General features: G+C 64.9%; 17 protein-coding genes. 14 read left to right on the top strand and 3 right to left on the bottom strand.

Annotation, left to right across the window (positions count from 1 at the left end):
- Positions 1 to 51: 51 nt before the first annotated feature.
- The 3 genes from phnD (at position 52) to phnE (ABIB80_RS01520) (ending at position 2,793) form a co-directional block, all read left to right on the top strand.
- Positions 52 to 987: a phosphonate ABC transporter substrate-binding protein gene (gene phnD, locus ABIB80_RS01530; protein ID WP_007597622.1), complete on the top strand. Its 936-nt coding sequence runs from the start codon at positions 52 to 54 to the stop codon at positions 985 to 987.
- Positions 988 to 1,063: 76 nt separating this feature from the next.
- Positions 1,064 to 1,948, top strand: coding sequence for a phosphonate ABC transporter, permease protein PhnE (gene phnE, locus ABIB80_RS01525; RefSeq protein ID WP_354126932.1), 885 nt, complete (start codon positions 1,064 to 1,066; stop codon positions 1,946 to 1,948).
- Entirely contained in the window at positions 1,945 to 2,793 is an 849-nt protein-coding gene (gene phnE, locus ABIB80_RS01520; RefSeq protein ID WP_473367338.1) for a phosphonate ABC transporter, permease protein PhnE, read from the top strand. The genes phnE (ABIB80_RS01525) and phnE (ABIB80_RS01520) overlap by 4 nt, the downstream gene beginning before the upstream one ends.
- 109 nt (positions 2,794 to 2,902) lie before the next feature.
- Here the strand turns inward: phnE (ABIB80_RS01520) and phnF are convergent, their stop codons facing one another.
- Positions 2,903 to 3,634, bottom strand: coding sequence for a phosphonate metabolism transcriptional regulator PhnF (phnF, locus tag ABIB80_RS01515; protein ID WP_035993736.1), 732 nt, complete (start codon positions 3,632 to 3,634; stop codon positions 2,903 to 2,905).
- Positions 3,635 to 3,804: 170 nt separating this feature from the next.
- Between phnF and phnG the strand changes: the two genes are divergently transcribed.
- From phnG to ABIB80_RS01460, 11 genes are all read left to right on the top strand, one after another.
- Positions 3,805 to 4,218 (top strand): phosphonate C-P lyase system protein PhnG, encoded by a 414-nt coding sequence (phnG, locus tag ABIB80_RS01510; protein ID WP_219682478.1) that lies wholly within the window; start codon positions 3,805 to 3,807, stop codon positions 4,216 to 4,218.
- A gap of 4 nt (positions 4,219 to 4,222) precedes the next feature.
- Positions 4,223 to 4,831, top strand: coding sequence for a phosphonate C-P lyase system protein PhnH (gene phnH, locus ABIB80_RS01505; RefSeq protein WP_007597614.1), 609 nt, complete (start codon positions 4,223 to 4,225; stop codon positions 4,829 to 4,831).
- Between the two features lie 2 nt (positions 4,832 to 4,833).
- On the top strand, positions 4,834 to 5,937 hold the full coding sequence (locus tag ABIB80_RS01500) for a carbon-phosphorus lyase complex subunit (protein ID WP_354126931.1): 1,104 nt from the start codon (positions 4,834 to 4,836) through the stop codon (positions 5,935 to 5,937).
- A complete protein-coding gene (locus ABIB80_RS01495; RefSeq protein WP_354126930.1) occupies positions 5,934 to 6,830 on the top strand; it encodes an alpha-D-ribose 1-methylphosphonate 5-phosphate C-P-lyase PhnJ in 897 nt (298 codons plus the stop codon). The genes ABIB80_RS01500 and ABIB80_RS01495 overlap by 4 nt, the downstream gene beginning before the upstream one ends.
- Positions 6,823 to 7,620, top strand: coding sequence for a phosphonate C-P lyase system protein PhnK (phnK, locus tag ABIB80_RS01490; RefSeq protein ID WP_007597609.1), 798 nt, complete (start codon positions 6,823 to 6,825; stop codon positions 7,618 to 7,620). The genes ABIB80_RS01495 and phnK overlap by 8 nt, the downstream gene beginning before the upstream one ends.
- Positions 7,621 to 7,642: 22 nt before the next feature.
- The gene (gene phnL, locus ABIB80_RS01485; RefSeq protein ID WP_007597608.1) at positions 7,643 to 8,341 is read left to right on the top strand and encodes a phosphonate C-P lyase system protein PhnL; all 699 of its coding nucleotides are present in this window, start codon (positions 7,643 to 7,645) and stop codon (positions 8,339 to 8,341) included.
- 11 nt (positions 8,342 to 8,352) lie between these two features.
- The gene (locus ABIB80_RS01480; RefSeq protein ID WP_007597607.1) at positions 8,353 to 9,507 is read left to right on the top strand and encodes an alpha-D-ribose 1-methylphosphonate 5-triphosphate diphosphatase; all 1,155 of its coding nucleotides are present in this window, start codon (positions 8,353 to 8,355) and stop codon (positions 9,505 to 9,507) included.
- A complete protein-coding gene (gene phnN, locus ABIB80_RS01475; RefSeq protein ID WP_354126929.1) occupies positions 9,504 to 10,100 on the top strand; it encodes a phosphonate metabolism protein/1,5-bisphosphokinase (PRPP-forming) PhnN in 597 nt (198 codons plus the stop codon). Before ABIB80_RS01480 ends, phnN begins: the two co-directional genes overlap by 4 nt.
- A gap of 22 nt (positions 10,101 to 10,122) precedes the next feature.
- A complete protein-coding gene (locus tag ABIB80_RS01470; RefSeq protein ID WP_007597605.1) occupies positions 10,123 to 10,734 on the top strand; it encodes a pyridoxamine 5'-phosphate oxidase family protein in 612 nt (203 codons plus the stop codon).
- Positions 10,735 to 11,214: 480 nt separating this feature from the next.
- A complete protein-coding gene (locus tag ABIB80_RS01465; RefSeq protein WP_354126928.1) occupies positions 11,215 to 11,436 on the top strand; it encodes a hypothetical protein in 222 nt (73 codons plus the stop codon).
- Positions 11,437 to 11,457: 21 nt separating this feature from the next.
- Positions 11,458 to 12,411: an aliphatic sulfonate ABC transporter substrate-binding protein gene (locus ABIB80_RS01460; protein ID WP_007597603.1), complete on the top strand. Its 954-nt coding sequence runs from the start codon at positions 11,458 to 11,460 to the stop codon at positions 12,409 to 12,411.
- Positions 12,412 to 12,422: 11 nt separating this feature from the next.
- On the opposite strand, the gene ABIB80_RS01455 is transcribed toward ABIB80_RS01460, so the two are convergent.
- On the bottom strand, positions 12,423 to 12,926 hold the full coding sequence (locus tag ABIB80_RS01455) for a DUF6496 domain-containing protein (protein ID WP_354126927.1): 504 nt from the start codon (positions 12,924 to 12,926) through the stop codon (positions 12,423 to 12,425).
- A 69-nt stretch (positions 12,927 to 12,995) separates the two neighbouring features.
- The gene (locus ABIB80_RS01450) at positions 12,996 to 13,778 is read right to left on the bottom strand and encodes an alpha/beta fold hydrolase (RefSeq protein WP_354126926.1); all 783 of its coding nucleotides are present in this window, start codon (positions 13,776 to 13,778) and stop codon (positions 12,996 to 12,998) included.
- Between the last annotated feature and the right edge of the window lies 1 nt (position 13,779).

The raw sequence follows: 13,779 nt of genomic DNA, 5'->3' as shown, positions 1-13,779 counted from the left end.
CAGGACTCACCAGTTTTGCGTCAACCGACCTCAACCAATGAAGAGGCTATCATGATTACTCGCAGATTGATTCTTGCCGGCGCCGCCGCGCTCGCGTTCACGGCTTCCGCGTCCGCCGAAGACTGGAAGGCCAAATATCCCGAGCTGACCTTCGCGGTCATTCCGGCGGAAAACGCCTCGGGCGTCACCGAGCGCTGGGCGCCGTTCATGAGCTATCTCTCCAAGGAACTGGGCGTGAAAGTCACGCTGCGCATCGCCAACGACTACGCTGCCGTGATCGAAGGCCAGCGCGCCGGCAACATCCACATCGCGAGCTACGGCTCTGCCTCGTTCGCCCGCGCCCGCCTGACCGGCGTCAAGACCGACGCCTTCGCCAACGACATCAATTCCGACGGCTCGACCGGCTACTACTCGGTGTTCTTCGTCAAGACGAGCAGCCCCTACAAGAGCATCGACCAGCTCAAAGGCAAGAACCTCGGCCTGGTCGACCCGAACTCGACCTCCGGCAACAACGTGCCGCGCTTCGAGCTCGACAAGATGGGCATCGCGGATGCCGACACCTATTTCAGCAAGGTCGTCTTCACCGGCAGCCATGAGAACGCGATCCTGGCGCTGGCGCAGGGCACTGTCGACGTTGCCGCCAACCAGTGGACCAGCGATGACGATTCGACGCTGGCGCAGATGCTGACCAAGGGCATGCTGAAGAATGCCGACGGCTCGGCGATGAAGAAGGACGATTTCCGCATCATCCACAAATCGGCGCCCATCATCAACGGCCCCTATGCCTACAATTCCGACCTGCCGGAAGAGGCCAAGGCCGCCATCGCCAAGGCGTTCTTCGACGCGCCGGCCAAGGACAAGGCGGCCTTCGATCGCCTCCAGGACGGCCAGAAGAAGGGTTTTCATCCCGCGACCACCAAGGATTGGGATGGCACGATCGAGCTGATCAAGTTCGTCGATGCGCTGCGTAAGAAGAAGGCGTCCTGAGTATCGGGACGATGCCACTGGAGCCGGGTCGATGGACCCGGCTCTTTCTCTTTGATCGACCACCTTTCCTGATCAGATGACCGTCGCGGTTTCGATCCTTCCCGAGCAGCAGCTCGCCGTGCTCAACGCCGCCTATCGCCAGGCGGTCGCGCGCAGGCGGCTCCGACTCCTGTTTGGAGCCGTGATCTTCGCCGCTGCACTGTGTCTGGCCGCGTTCGGCGCCGAAGTGAATCTGCGCACGCTGTTCACCCATTACGGCAACTTCATCAGCTATTTCGACCGCATCCTTACACTCGACAACGGACAGCGGGTCTGGACCGATGTCGGCGAGTGGCTGTGGGGCTGGCGCAAATGGCTGAAGATGCTGGGCGAGACCGTGCTGATCTCCTATGTCGGCACGTTGATCGGCGCGGTTTTTGCATTTTGCCTCAACTTCTTCGCTGCTGAAAACACCTCGCCCGCGCCCTGGCTGCGTTTCACGGTGCGGCGCCTGCTCGAATTCGCCCGCACGGTGCCCGGCATCGTGTTTGCGCTGATCTTCGTGATCGCCTTCGGTCTCGGTCCGATGGCGGGTGTGCTCGCAATTGCGATTCACTCCACCGGCGCGCTCGGCAAGCTGTTCTCGGAGATCGTCGAGAACGCCGACATGAAGCCGGTCGAAGGCGTTCGCTCGACCGGCGCAAGCTGGCTCTCCTGTATGCGCTTCGCCATCCTGCCGCAGGTCATGGCAGGCTATGCCAGCTACGCGCTGCTGCGTTTCGAGATCAACGTCCGCGAGGCCTCCGTGATGGGCTTTGTCGGTGCCGGTGGCATCGGCCAGGAGCTCGTCGTCGCCATCCGCAAGTTCTACTACTCCGACGTCAGCGCGATCCTGCTCACCATCATCGTCACGGTCTTCATCATCGACATCAGCACCGGCTGGCTGCGCGGCCGCCTGTTCGGCAAGGAGGCGCGGACGTGACGGGACCGCAGGAGACCGATACCGCGGCGCTTCGCGCGCGCTATCCTGACGTGTTCGACCGGCCGGCCTCGGCGCGGCTCGCCATGCCGGCGATGATCGTCGCGGCGCTCGCGATCCTGATTTACGGCCTCGTCGATCTCGACTTCTCGCCGTCGCGGTTCGTCGCGGGCCTCAACCAGCTCGGCTGGATCAGCCTGATGATGATCCCGCCGGATCCCGGCTCGTCGCTGCCGGTCTATCTGAAGGCGCTGGGCGAGACGCTGTCGATCGCGCTGCTCGGCACGACGCTCGCCGCGCTGTTCGCACTGCCGGTCAGTCTTCTTGCCGCCCGTAATGTCGTGCCGTCGAGCATTTTGCGCTTCCCGATTCGACGTTTCCTGGATTCGATCCGCGGCGTCGACACGCTGATCTGGGCGCTGGTATGGATCAACGTAGTCGGGCTCGGCCCGTTTGCCGGCGTGCTCGCCATTGCCGTGTCGGATTTCGGCGCGTTTGGAAAACTGTTCTCGGAGGCGATCGAGGGCGCCGACCAGAAGCAGGTCGAGGGCATCCGCGCCTCCGGCGGCAGTGCGCTGCACGAGATCCGCTTCGGTCTGCTGCCGCAGGTTTTGCCCGTGATCGCCGGCCAAGTGCTCTATTTCATCGAGTCGAACACGCGTTCGGCTACCATCATCGGAATCGTCGGTGCCGGCGGCATCGGCCTCCAGCTCGCCGAGCAGATCCGCGTGCTGGAATGGCAGAAAGTGTCGTTCCTGATCCTGATGATCCTGGTCGCGGTCGCCGCGATCGATTTCGTTTCGGGCAAATTGCGGTTTGCGATTATTGGGCGAAGGGCGGTGGCCTGATCACCGATTTCGTAGGGTGGGCAAAGCGAAGCGTGCGCACCACTTCAATCGCGACGTTGGATAGATGGTGGGCACGGCGCAAGCGCGCCTTTGCCCACCCTACGATTCTTCACCCGTTCTCCACCAGAAATTCCACCCGCTCCGCGGCAAAGCGCGAATGCTTGGTCACCAGCGGCTTGCCGTCGAGATCGTGGTCGGTGGCATCGACCACCAGGATCGGTCGTCCCAGCGCCAGATCGAGCCGCGCGGCGTCGGTGGCGTCGACAATGCCGGCGGTGATCCGGGTCGCGCCGCGGCGATAGTCGCGGACGCCGTAATGCTCGAGCAATTTCGTCATCGAGCGGGTGGCAGCAAAGACGTCGCCCGCACCCGGGAACAGCTGCGCCGACAGCCACGTCGTGGAGACGCAGATCGGCGTGCGGTCGGCGAGGCGCATCGCCTCGATCCGCACCAACGGTGCGCCGGCCTTCAATCCAAGTTCCCGCGCGAGTTCGCGGGTCGCGACATCATCGGACGCTTCGATCAAGCGGCCATGCGGTTCGCGGCCGTCCGCGCCGACGATCTCGGAGAAACGGGTCCGCGAGCGCAGTGGATAAGCGAGCTTCTGCGCCTCGACATAGGTTCCGCTGCCGCGTTCGGCCCGCACGATGCCGCGCTCGGCAAGCGCGGCCAGCGCGCGTCGCACGGTGTGGCGGTTCACGCGATAGGTTTCGGCGATCTCCACCTCGCCCGGCAGCTTGTCGCCGGCCGCAAAGCGGCCGTCGGCGATGCCGCGCTCGATGCCGTCGGCAACGAGGCGCCACAACGCCACGCCGGAGGAGGCTGTGTCCTGCATGCTCATGTGGCTCGGAAGCTACTCCAGAAATCACGCCTTTGTCACGAAACAGTCATGGCGCTCCCGTATGAAGTTGTCTAGTATCATAGACAACTTGGATTCGGCAAGTTCTGCAGAAAGTTTCGGTGGATCTGGTGACCCAGCACAACAATCAGCAAGCCCAGCGCAAGGCCGCAATGGCCGTGCTGGCGCACGCGGAGGCGGGCGAGATCGCCGCTCGCCTCCGCGCTCTCGCTTTGCCGGCGCATCAGGATCTGCGCGCGCCGGAAAACGGCCTCGTCATGCTGCGCGGCCGGGTCGGCGGCGACGGTGCGCCATTCAATCTCGGCGAAGCGACGGTGTCGCGGGCTGCGGTGCGGCTTGCGAGCGGCGAGGTCGGTTTCGGTTACACGCTCGGTCGCGACGGTGAGAAGGCGCGGCTGATTGCGCTGTGCGATGCGCTGGTGCAGTCCAGCGATTTCAGTGGCGCGGTGGAGCGGGACATCATCGCGCCGTTGCGCGTGCAGCTGATGGTCAGGCGTAAACAGGCTGCGGCCGAGACCGCCGCGACGAAAGTTGATTTCTACACCATGGTGCGCGGTGAGGGGTGAGATCATGACCACGATTGCGGAACTGCCGCCGGGGTTCGCCGATAAGGTGCTGTCGGCGCAATCGACCTTTCGCTCGGTCATGGACGCGATGGCGCGGCCGGGGTCGGTCCAGCGCATCGTGCCGACATCAGGCGCGCCTCATGTGATGATGCGCGGCACGGCCGCGATCGCGCTGACGCTGTTCGATCACGACACGCCGCTCTGGCTCGATGCGCGCATGTCGGAAAGCACCGACGTGACAAAATGGCTGAAGTTCCACACGGGCGCGCCGGTGGTGCAGGATTCCTCGATCGTCAGCTTCGCGCTGATCAGCGAAGGCGGGGCGCTGCCTTCGCTCGAGCGCTTCGCGCTCGGCACCAGCGAATATCCGGACCGGTCGACCACGCTGATCCTTCAGGTCGAGAGCCTGCATTCGGGGCGCAGCTTCGAGCTGCGCGGTCCCGGCATCGACGGCGTCGCGACGCTCAAGGCCTCGATCAAGCCGTTCGACCTGTTCGAGCGACTTCGTATTAACGAAGCGCTGTTTCCGCGCGGCATCGATGTGGTCCTGGTCGCGGATGATGCCGTGGTTGCGGTCCCGCGCACCACGCGCGTCGTGAGCAAGGGAAGCTAAGCATGTATGTCGCAGTCAAAGGCGGCGAACGCGCCATCGAGAACGCCCATCGCCTGCTCGCCAGTGCGCGGCGCGGCGATCAAGGCGTGCCGGAAATTTCCCTCGACCAGATTTCGGAGCAGCTTGGCCTCGCCGTGGACCGCGTCATGAGCGAAGGCTCGCTCTATGACCGCGAGCTCGCGGCGCTCGCGATCAAGCAGGCGCGCGGCGATTTGATCGAGGCGATCTTCCTGATCCGCGCCTTCCGCGCCACGCTGCCGCGCTTCGGCGCGAGCGAGCCGGTCGAGACCGGCGCGATGCGGGTGCAGCGGCGGGTGTCCTCGACCTTCAAGGACATTCCCGGCGGCCAGATTCTCGGCCCGACCTTCGACTATACCCACCGCCTGCTCGATCCCTCGCTCGCCGAAGGTTTTGTGCCGGAGGCGCCGGCGACGGCCGAAGCCTCCACGGTGCCCACGCCGCGGGTGACGGATATTCTCGGCCGCGACGGCCTGATCGAGCCCTCGCCGCAGGCCGAAGAGGGCGTCAACGTCGGCGACCTCACCCGCGAGCCGCTGAATTTCCCGGCGGACCGCGACCTGCGCCTGCAAAATCTCGCGCGTGGCGACGAAGGGTTTCTGCTGGCGATGGGCTATTCCACCCAGCGCGGCTACGGCCGCAACCATCCCTTCGCCGGCGAAATCCGCTTCGGCGAGGTCGATGTCGAATTTTCGGCGGAAGACGTCGGCTTCGCCGTGCCGCTCGGCTCGATCGAGCTCACCGAGTGTCAGATGGTCAACCAGTTCAAGGGCTCCGCGACGGAGGCGCCGTGCTTCACCCGCGGCTATGGCCTCGCCTTTGGCCAGAGCGAGCGCAAGACCATGTCGATGGCGCTGGTCGACCGCGCGTTGCGCGCGCGCGAGCTCGGCGAAGAGGCACTCGCACCCGCGCAAGACGAAGAATTCGTGATGTCGCATTCGGACAACGTCCAGGCGACCGGCTTCGTCGAGCACCTGAAGCTGCCGCATTACGTCGACTTCCAGTCCGAGCTCGGCCTGTTGCGCAAGCTGCGCAAGGAATTCGCTGATGCCAATGCGCCCGACGCCATGAAGGAGGCCGCGGAATGAACGCGCCGGCCTACAATTTCGCCTATCTCGACGAACAGACCAAGCGGATGATCCGCCGGGCGATCCTCAAGGCGATCGCGATCCCCGGCTATCAGGTGCCGTTCGCCAGCCGTGAAATGCCGATGCCCTATGGCTGGGGCACCGGCGGCGTCCAGGTCACCGCTGCGATCCTCGGGCCACAGGACGTGCTGAAGGTGATCGACCAGGGGTCTGACGACACCACCAACGCGATCTCGATCCGCAAATTCTTCGCCAAGACCGCCGGCGTCGCCACGACAACCGCGACTGAAGATGCGACCGTGATCCAGACCCGTCACCGCATCCCGGAGACGTCGCTGCACGCAAATCAGGTGCTGGTCTATCAGGTGCCGATCCCGGAGCCGCTGCGTTTCCTCGAGCCGCGCGAGACGGAGACGCGGCGCATGCATGCGCTCGCCGAATACGGCCTGATGCATGTCAAGCTCTACGAGGACATTGCCCGCTTCGGCCACATCGCGACGGCTTACGCCTATCCGGTGAAGGTCAATGCGCGCTACGTGATGGACCCCTCGCCGACGCCGAAATTCGATAATCCCAAGATGGACAATTGCCCGGCGCTGCAATTGTTCGGCGCCGGCCGCGAAAAGCGCATCTACGCGATCCCGCCCTATACGCAAGTCGTGTCGCTCGACTTCGAAGACCATCCCTTCGAGCCGTATCGCTTTAATGCGCCTTGCGCGCTATGCGCCGCAGAAAATTCCTATCTCGACGAGATCGTCACCGACGACAAGGGCGGCCGCATGTTCGTCTGCTCCGACACCGATTATTGCGAGGGCCGCCAGGCCGCCGGCCACCACGGCAGCATGAGCGCTGCGCCGTACAAGGAGAAGGCGCAGGGAGGCTCACATGGTTGATCAAGATATGCTCGAACACGATCAGCCGCTGCTGGTTGCGGAGTCTCTCAGCAAATCCTACGGCCGTATCGCCGCGTGCCGCGACGTGTCCTTTGCGCTCTATCCCGGCGAGGTGCTGGCGATCGTCGGCGAATCCGGCTCGGGCAAATCGACGCTGCTTCAGCTCCTGTCAGGTCAGCTCGCGGCCAGCGGCGGCCAGGTGTCCTACCGGATGCGCGACGGCGTCGCCCGCGATCTTGCCACGCTGGGCGAAGCCGAGCGGCGGTTTCTGTTTCGCACCGATTGGGGTTTCGTCCACCAGGATCCCGCGCAGGGTCTGCGCATGGCGGTCTCGGCCGGCGCCAATGTCGGCGAGCGGCTGATGGCAGTGGGCTGGAATCATTACGGCCGCATCCGTGATACCGCGTCGGACTGGCTGACCCGCGTCGAGATCGACATCGCACGCATCGACGATGCACCGCGCACCTATTCCGGCGGCATGCGCCAGCGCCTCCAGATTGCCCGCAACCTCGTCACCGAGCCGCGGCTGGTGTTCATGGACGAGCCGACTGGCGGCCTCGACGTTTCCGTGCAGGCCCGCCTGCTCGACCTCGTGCGCAGTCTCGTCGCCGAGCTGCACCTCGCGGTCATCATCGTCACCCATGATCTCGCGGTCGCGCGCCTGCTGTCGCATCGCGTGATGGTGATGAAGGGCGGCCGCGTCATCGAGACCGGCCTCACCGACCAGGTGCTCGACGATCCCCGCGAGCCCTACACCCAGCTCCTCGTCTCCTCGATTCTGCCGCCATGAGCCTTCCCGGAAGAGTTTTTCAATGATCGCCATGATTGACGTCGCCAACACCAACAAGACCTTTACGATGCACCTGCAGGGCGGCATCGAATTGCCAGTCGTCAGCGGCGTGACCTTCCACGTCAATCCTGGCGAATGCGTCGTGCTGTCGGGGCCGTCAGGCGCCGGAAAATCGTCGATCCTGAAGATGATCTTCGGTAACTACCGCTGCGACTCCGGCCGCATCGGCATCCGCCATCGCGGCGCGCTGGTCGATCTTGCCACTGCCGAGCCGCGGCAGGTCCTCAACATTCGCCGCGCGACCATCGGCTATGTCAGCCAGTTCCTGCGCGCGGTGCCACGCGTCGCCACTGTCGACGTGGTCGCCGAGCCGCTGATCGTCAACGGCCTGGCTCGTGTCGACGCACAGACGCGCGCGGGCGAGTTGTTGCATCGGCTCAATATCCCCGAGCGGCTCTGGCAGCTTCCGCCCGCGACCTTCTCCGGCGGCGAGCAGCAGCGCGTCAACATCGCGCGCGGCTTCATCTCGGATCTGCCGATCCTGCTGCTGGACGAGCCTACCGCCTCGCTGGATGCCGCCAACCGCGCCGTCGTGGTCGAGCTGGTCGCCGAAAAGAAACGCCAGGGCGTCGCCATGGTCGCCATTGTCCATGACGACGAAATCCGTCATCAGATCGCCGACCGCATCGTCGACGTCACCAGCTTCGCCGCCGCGGCCTGAAGGAAATGGATATGAACGCCAAGAAGGACATCGTGATCGCCAACGCCAGGATCGTGCTGGCGGAGCGGGTGATCGAGCAGGGCTGGCTTGCTCTCGCCGATGGACGCATTGCCGAAATCGGTGAGGGCAGGGCGCCCGCCGGGGCCGAGGATGCCGCCGGCGATCTGATCATGCCCGGCCTGATCGAGCTCCACACCGATCACCTCGAGGCGCATTACGTGCCGCGGCCAAAAGTGTTCTGGAATCCGGTCGCCGCCGTCGTCTCCTATGACGGCCAGCTCGCGACATCGGGCATCACCACGGTGTTCGACTCGCTCCGGGTCTGGCGCGAGGATGGCGCCGAGGAAGTCGACGGACGCGCCGGCACGCTCGCCGCCGCGATCACCACCGCACGCGATGCCAATTTGCTGCGTGCCGATCACTTCCTGCATCTGCGCTGCGAAATCCCGATGCCGAGCGTGGTCGAGGAGGCCATGGAGCTGATCGACCGTCCCGACGTGCGGCTGATGTCGCTGATGGACCACACCCCCGGCCAGCGCCAGTTCCGCGACGAAGGCAAGCTGCGCGACTATTATCGCGGCAAGGGCGGCGGCAAGACCGATGCCGAGCTCGACCAGCTGTTCGCGAAGCGCTTCGAATATCAGAAGGCCTATGCGGCGACCAACATGCGCGAGATCGTGGCGCTGGCACACAAGTACAAGATCCCGCTGGCGAGCCATGACGATACCACCGAGGAGAACGTCGTGGACGCCGTGCGCGATGGCGTTTCGGTCGCGGAATTTCCGACCACGCTGGAGGCCGCGCGCGGCCTGCACGAGGCCGGCATCGACATCCTGATGGGCGCGCCGAACGTCGTGCGCGGCGGCTCGCATTCCGGCAACATCGCCGCGGTCGATCTCGCTCGCGAAGGCCTGCTCGACATCCTGTCGTCGGACTACATTCCCTCGAGCCTTCTGATGGCCGCGCTACATTTGCCGGAGCATGTGCCTGCCATCAGTCTTGCGGCGGCGATCCGCACGGTGACGAAGGCGCCCGCCGAGGCAGTCGGCCTGTCCGACCGCGGCGAGATCGCGGTCGGCAAGCGTGCCGATCTGATCCGCGTGCATGTTGCGGGCAGCGTCCCCGCGGTCCGCAGCGTCTGGCGCGAGGGGAGCCGCGTCGCATGAGCGAGGCCGCGACCGTGGCGGAGGACGAGACGGATGCGATCGGCCCTGGCCGGCTCGTGCTCGTGGTCGGCCCCAGCGGTGCCGGCAAGGACACGCTGCTGCGGCTGGCGCGGGCAGCATGCATCGAGGATCACGACATCGTCTTTCCGCGCCGTGTCGTGACGCGCGAATCCTCAGCCGACGAAGACAATGTCGCGGTGAGCCCTGACGAATTCCGGCGCGCGCTCGAGCGTGGGGATTTCGCCGTGCATTGGGAAGCGCATGGGCATTGCTACGCGCTGCCGCTCGACCTCAACGATGATATTCGTGCCGGACGCGCCGTCGTGGCCAATGTTTCGCGCACGGTGATCGGCGCGCTACGCCAGACCTATGCAAACGTCGTGGTGGTCGCGATCACGGCGCCACCGGATGTGCTGGCGCAGCGGCTTGCCGCCCGCGCCCGGGACAGCGACGGCAATATCGCGGACCGGCTGACGCGCAGCGTCGGCGACGCATCGGCGCAGGCCGACGTCACCATTCTCAACGCGGGCAGCGCGGAGTATCATGGCCGCCAGCTTCTGCGCGTGATCAGAAATCAAGGCTGGCACGAATAGCCGGCACAACAAGGAGACTGGAATGTCGGTGATCGAAACGGTCGAGCAGCTGGAGGCCATCTACGGCGTCACCAATGACGCCTCGACCGTGAAAGTCGCCGACCACGTCACCCCGCTCTATCGCGTCTTCATCGAAAAGGCCCCGTTCGCCGCGCTCGCCACCATCGGACCCGAGGGGATCGACTGCTCGCCGCGCGGCGATCTCTCCGGCTTCGTCCGCATTCACGACCCGAAGACGCTGATGCTGCCGGATCGACGCGGCAACAACCGGGTCGATTCCCTGCGCAACATCGTGCGCGATCCCAGGGTGTCCCTGATGTTCCTGATCCCCGGCTCCGGCAATGCGGTCCGCGCCAATGGCCGGGCCTATGTTTCCATCGATCCCGAACTGCTCGCTTCCTTCAAGGTCGACGGCAAGGCGCCGCGCAGCGTCATGGTGATGACGGTCCACGAAATCTACTTCCAGTGCGCCCGCGCCATCGTCCGCTCCGATCTCTGGAATCCCGACAAGCGCATCGACCCCAAGACGCTGCCGACACCCGGCCAGATCCTCGCCGAGATGAGTGAGAACAAGGTCGGCGGCGCGGAGTATGATCGCGCCTGGCCCGAGCGGGCAGCGGCGACGATGTGGTGAGCTCTCTTCCCTCTCCCCCTGCGGGAGAGGGTGGCTCGCCGCGACAGCGGCGAGACGGGTGAGGGGTTCTCTCCGCGCGCGACTCTCTTCAGGATTCGCTGAGGCAACCCCTCATCCGGCGCTTCGCGCCACCTTCTGCCGCAAGGGGAGAAGGAAAGAACTCATCGCGAGATAAATTCGATTGCCTGCGCTCGCGCCCGGAGAAGTGCCGATGCGCGCCGGTGGTAATTATGGATAGCCATTTCATTGACCGATCGCGCCAAACACTCGATAGTCGAGGCATCGAAACTGCTCCTCGAGCCGAAGCCGCGATATGAGAACCGATCAGCAGCGCAATAGGGACGACATGCATGTGTGCATGACGCGGCGCTGTTTCTCGGCGGCCACCGGCGCCTGTTGTTGCTGACCGCCGTCTTCTAGCAGCACCTCACCCAGCAAATCCCGAGACAGGAACGCCGAGATCCCGGCGAACGAGCAGTCATGTCCCAAACTCAATCGAACGCTTACATCATCGAGATCCACGACCGCGCCGCCGGCATCGTCACGAAGGATACGCGCGGCTTCCGCTTCTTCTCCTCCGAGCGTCTGTTCGACAGCCTCGAAGGCAGGCAGTTCCGCTCGGCGCGCGAGGCCGAGCGTGCCGCCCGTGCCGTGTTCTCCGAACGGAGCCGGCGCGCGAATTCTCGCTTCTTTGCCAGCTGAAACCACCGAAAGGACCACATGATGATGACCCGACGATACATCCTCGCAACCAGCCTGCTGCTCGCGACGGCCTTGGCCCCACCTGCGCGCGCGGAGGACAAGCCGGCGGAAATCCGCATCGGTACGCAGAAGGGCGGCTTCTTCCCCGCGGTTCGCCAGCGCCAGACGCTCGAAAGCGCCTTCAAGCCGCTCGGCATCGAGGTCAAATGGATCGACTTCCAGTTTGGTCCGCCGCTGCTGGAGGCCATCAATGTCGGCAGCGTCGATTTCGGGTTCGTCGGCGATACCCCACCGATCTTCGCGCAAGCCGGCGGCGCCAGGATCCGCTACGTTGCGGCGGTGAAGTCGGACGGCGACACTCAGGCGATCATCGTGCCGAAGAATTCACCGATCAAATCGCTCGCAGACCTCAAGGGCAAGCGCGTTGCCTTCGCCAAGGGATCGAGTGCGCACAACCTCCTGGTCGCGTCGCTCGAGAAGGCCGGTCTCGCCTGGTCCGACATCACGCCGGCACCGCTCGCCCCGGCTGATGCGACAGCCGCCTTCATGAAGGGCTCGGTCGATGCCTGGTCGATCTGGGATCCATATCTGGCGCTTGCTGAATTGAAGGAAAGCGCCCGAGTCATCGCCTTCGACAGGGATGTCCACAAGCCGAACGCTTTCTACATCGCCGGGACGGACTTCGTAGAGAAGTATCCTTCGCTGGTGGCAAAGCTCAACGCGAGCTTCGCCTCCGAAGGCGTATGGGCGGAATCTCACCATGAGGAGGTAGCAAAGGCTCAGTCCGAGGCGACCGGCGTCGACATCGAAGCTGTCAGCCGCTTCGTCAACCGCTCCACCTATCGCGTGGTGCCGCTGGATGCAGAGGTGACCAAGAGCCAGCAGGCCGTCGCCGACCGTTTTGCAAAACTGGGCCTGATCCCGAAGCCAGTCAACGTGTCCGACATCGTCTGGAAGTGGACGCCGGGCTCCTGAGGGGACCAGACTTAACTCCGGCGGCGCGCCCTGGTGCGTGCCGCCTTCTTTGCGGCGGCGGAGCGGGCCTTGGCGCCTTTGGTCCGGCTCGCCTTGCGGGCAGTCGCCGAACGCGAAGCAGCGGATCGCTGGCTCGCGGCACGCTTGCCCTGTTTCGACAGTGCACTGCGCGATGCGGTCGAGCGCGGCTCCTTCTTCAAAACCTTTTCAACCGCTCGCGACACGCGCGGTCGGCGCTTCGGGGTGCGTTTGCCCTGACCGACCTCATAGGCATATTTGGCGCTGCGACGCGTCGCCTTCTTGACGCGTCCCTTGCGCGGCGGCGGCAGATCGACGCCGGCGCGGCGCGCTTCGGACAGACCGATGGCGATGGCCTGTTTCGTCGAGCGCGCACCATGCTTGCCCTTGCGGATCTTGTCGATCTGGTCCTTGACGAATTCGCCGGCCTGCGTGCTTGCCGATTTACCGGCACGCTTGTCTTGCCTGGCTTTGCGGATGACTTCCTGTCTTGGCATGGGTCATGTTCCCTCTGGATCTTCACAGGGATATCTGACCGCAACGCGCAAGATGGACGATTGATCCTGTCAGTTCCGTAGCGCCGCCAGCAGTTCATCCGGGCGTTCGGCCATGATCATGTGGCCCGCGCCGGGCACGACGACGGTCTTCGCATGAGGGATCGCGGCGGCAAGTGCCTTGCCGGCCTTTACCGGCGTCATCATGTCCCGCTCGCCGAGGATGAGCGTCGTGGGCACCTTCACGCTCCCGGCGGCGGCAAGCGCATTCGCGTAAGCATTGCAGGCCGACAAATCCCGGAACAGCACGCCCGGCTCGCAGTGTTTCAACACGGCCTGGGCGCCGCCATGCATCCACAGGCCCGGTGCGAGGCTGCCGCCGAGCTCGGCGCTGAAGCCGAGGCCCCAGATCGAGACCATGTCGTTTGCATCCTGCGAATTGGCTTCGGCCGCCTTCAGCAGATCCGGGCCGACCGTCATCGTCGCGGCGGTGCCGATCAGGCTGAGCGCGGAGACCTTGTCGGGGTGACGTGCGGCCGTCTCCAGCGAGATCAGCGATCCCATGGAATGGCCGATCAGATGCGCTTTCGTCGCTCCGGCCGCATCGAGCAGGGCGGCCGTCCAGTCGGCCATTTCGGCGATGCTGCCAAGCGAAGGTCCGGGGGAGCGGCCGTGACCGGGCAGATCAGGCGCTAGCACGCCAAAGCCGTGATGGGCGAACCAGCGCGTGTGCAGCGCCCAGGTCGAATGATCGAAGCCGGCGCCGTGAAGGAAGATGACGGCGGGCAGGGATCTGTCGAAGTCGCGGCCACCGGTTGCGACCAGCACCTCGGCGCCGTTGACGGAGAGCTTCATG

This window comes from Bradyrhizobium sp. i1.15.2 (assembly GCF_040548425.1).
Classification (GTDB): domain Bacteria; phylum Pseudomonadota; class Alphaproteobacteria; order Rhizobiales; family Xanthobacteraceae; genus Bradyrhizobium; species Bradyrhizobium canariense.
This window is presented reverse-complemented; position numbering and strand designations above follow the sequence as displayed.

Bases quoted from the DNA above. Each gene is read 5' to 3' on its own strand.
- phnD (WP_007597622.1), top strand. From the start codon at position 52: ATGATTACTCGCAGATTGATTCTTGCCGGCGCCGCCGCGCTCGCGTTC.
- phnE (WP_354126932.1), top strand. From the start codon at position 1,064: ATGACCGTCGCGGTTTCGATCCTTCCCGAGCAGCAGCTCGCCGTGCTC.
- phnF (WP_035993736.1), bottom strand. From the start codon at position 3,634: ATGAGCATGCAGGACACAGCCTCCTCCGGCGTGGCGTTGTGGCGCCTC.
- phnG (WP_219682478.1), top strand. From the start codon at position 3,805: ATGGCCGTGCTGGCGCACGCGGAGGCGGGCGAGATCGCCGCTCGCCTC.
- phnH (WP_007597614.1), top strand. From the start codon at position 4,223: ATGACCACGATTGCGGAACTGCCGCCGGGGTTCGCCGATAAGGTGCTG.
- ABIB80_RS01500 (WP_354126931.1), top strand. From the start codon at position 4,834: ATGTATGTCGCAGTCAAAGGCGGCGAACGCGCCATCGAGAACGCCCAT.
- ABIB80_RS01495 (WP_354126930.1), top strand. From the start codon at position 5,934: ATGAACGCGCCGGCCTACAATTTCGCCTATCTCGACGAACAGACCAAG.
- phnK (WP_007597609.1), top strand. From the start codon at position 6,823: ATGGTTGATCAAGATATGCTCGAACACGATCAGCCGCTGCTGGTTGCG.
- phnL (WP_007597608.1), top strand. From the start codon at position 7,643: ATGATCGCCATGATTGACGTCGCCAACACCAACAAGACCTTTACGATG.
- ABIB80_RS01480 (WP_007597607.1), top strand. From the start codon at position 8,353: ATGAACGCCAAGAAGGACATCGTGATCGCCAACGCCAGGATCGTGCTG.
- phnN (WP_354126929.1), top strand. From the start codon at position 9,504: ATGAGCGAGGCCGCGACCGTGGCGGAGGACGAGACGGATGCGATCGGC.
- ABIB80_RS01470 (WP_007597605.1), top strand. From the start codon at position 10,123: ATGTCGGTGATCGAAACGGTCGAGCAGCTGGAGGCCATCTACGGCGTC.
- ABIB80_RS01465 (WP_354126928.1), top strand. From the start codon at position 11,215: ATGTCCCAAACTCAATCGAACGCTTACATCATCGAGATCCACGACCGC.
- ABIB80_RS01460 (WP_007597603.1), top strand. From the start codon at position 11,458: ATGATGACCCGACGATACATCCTCGCAACCAGCCTGCTGCTCGCGACG.
- ABIB80_RS01455 (WP_354126927.1), bottom strand. From the start codon at position 12,926: ATGCCAAGACAGGAAGTCATCCGCAAAGCCAGGCAAGACAAGCGTGCC.
- ABIB80_RS01450 (WP_354126926.1), bottom strand. From the start codon at position 13,778: ATGAAGCTCTCCGTCAACGGCGCCGAGGTGCTGGTCGCAACCGGTGGC.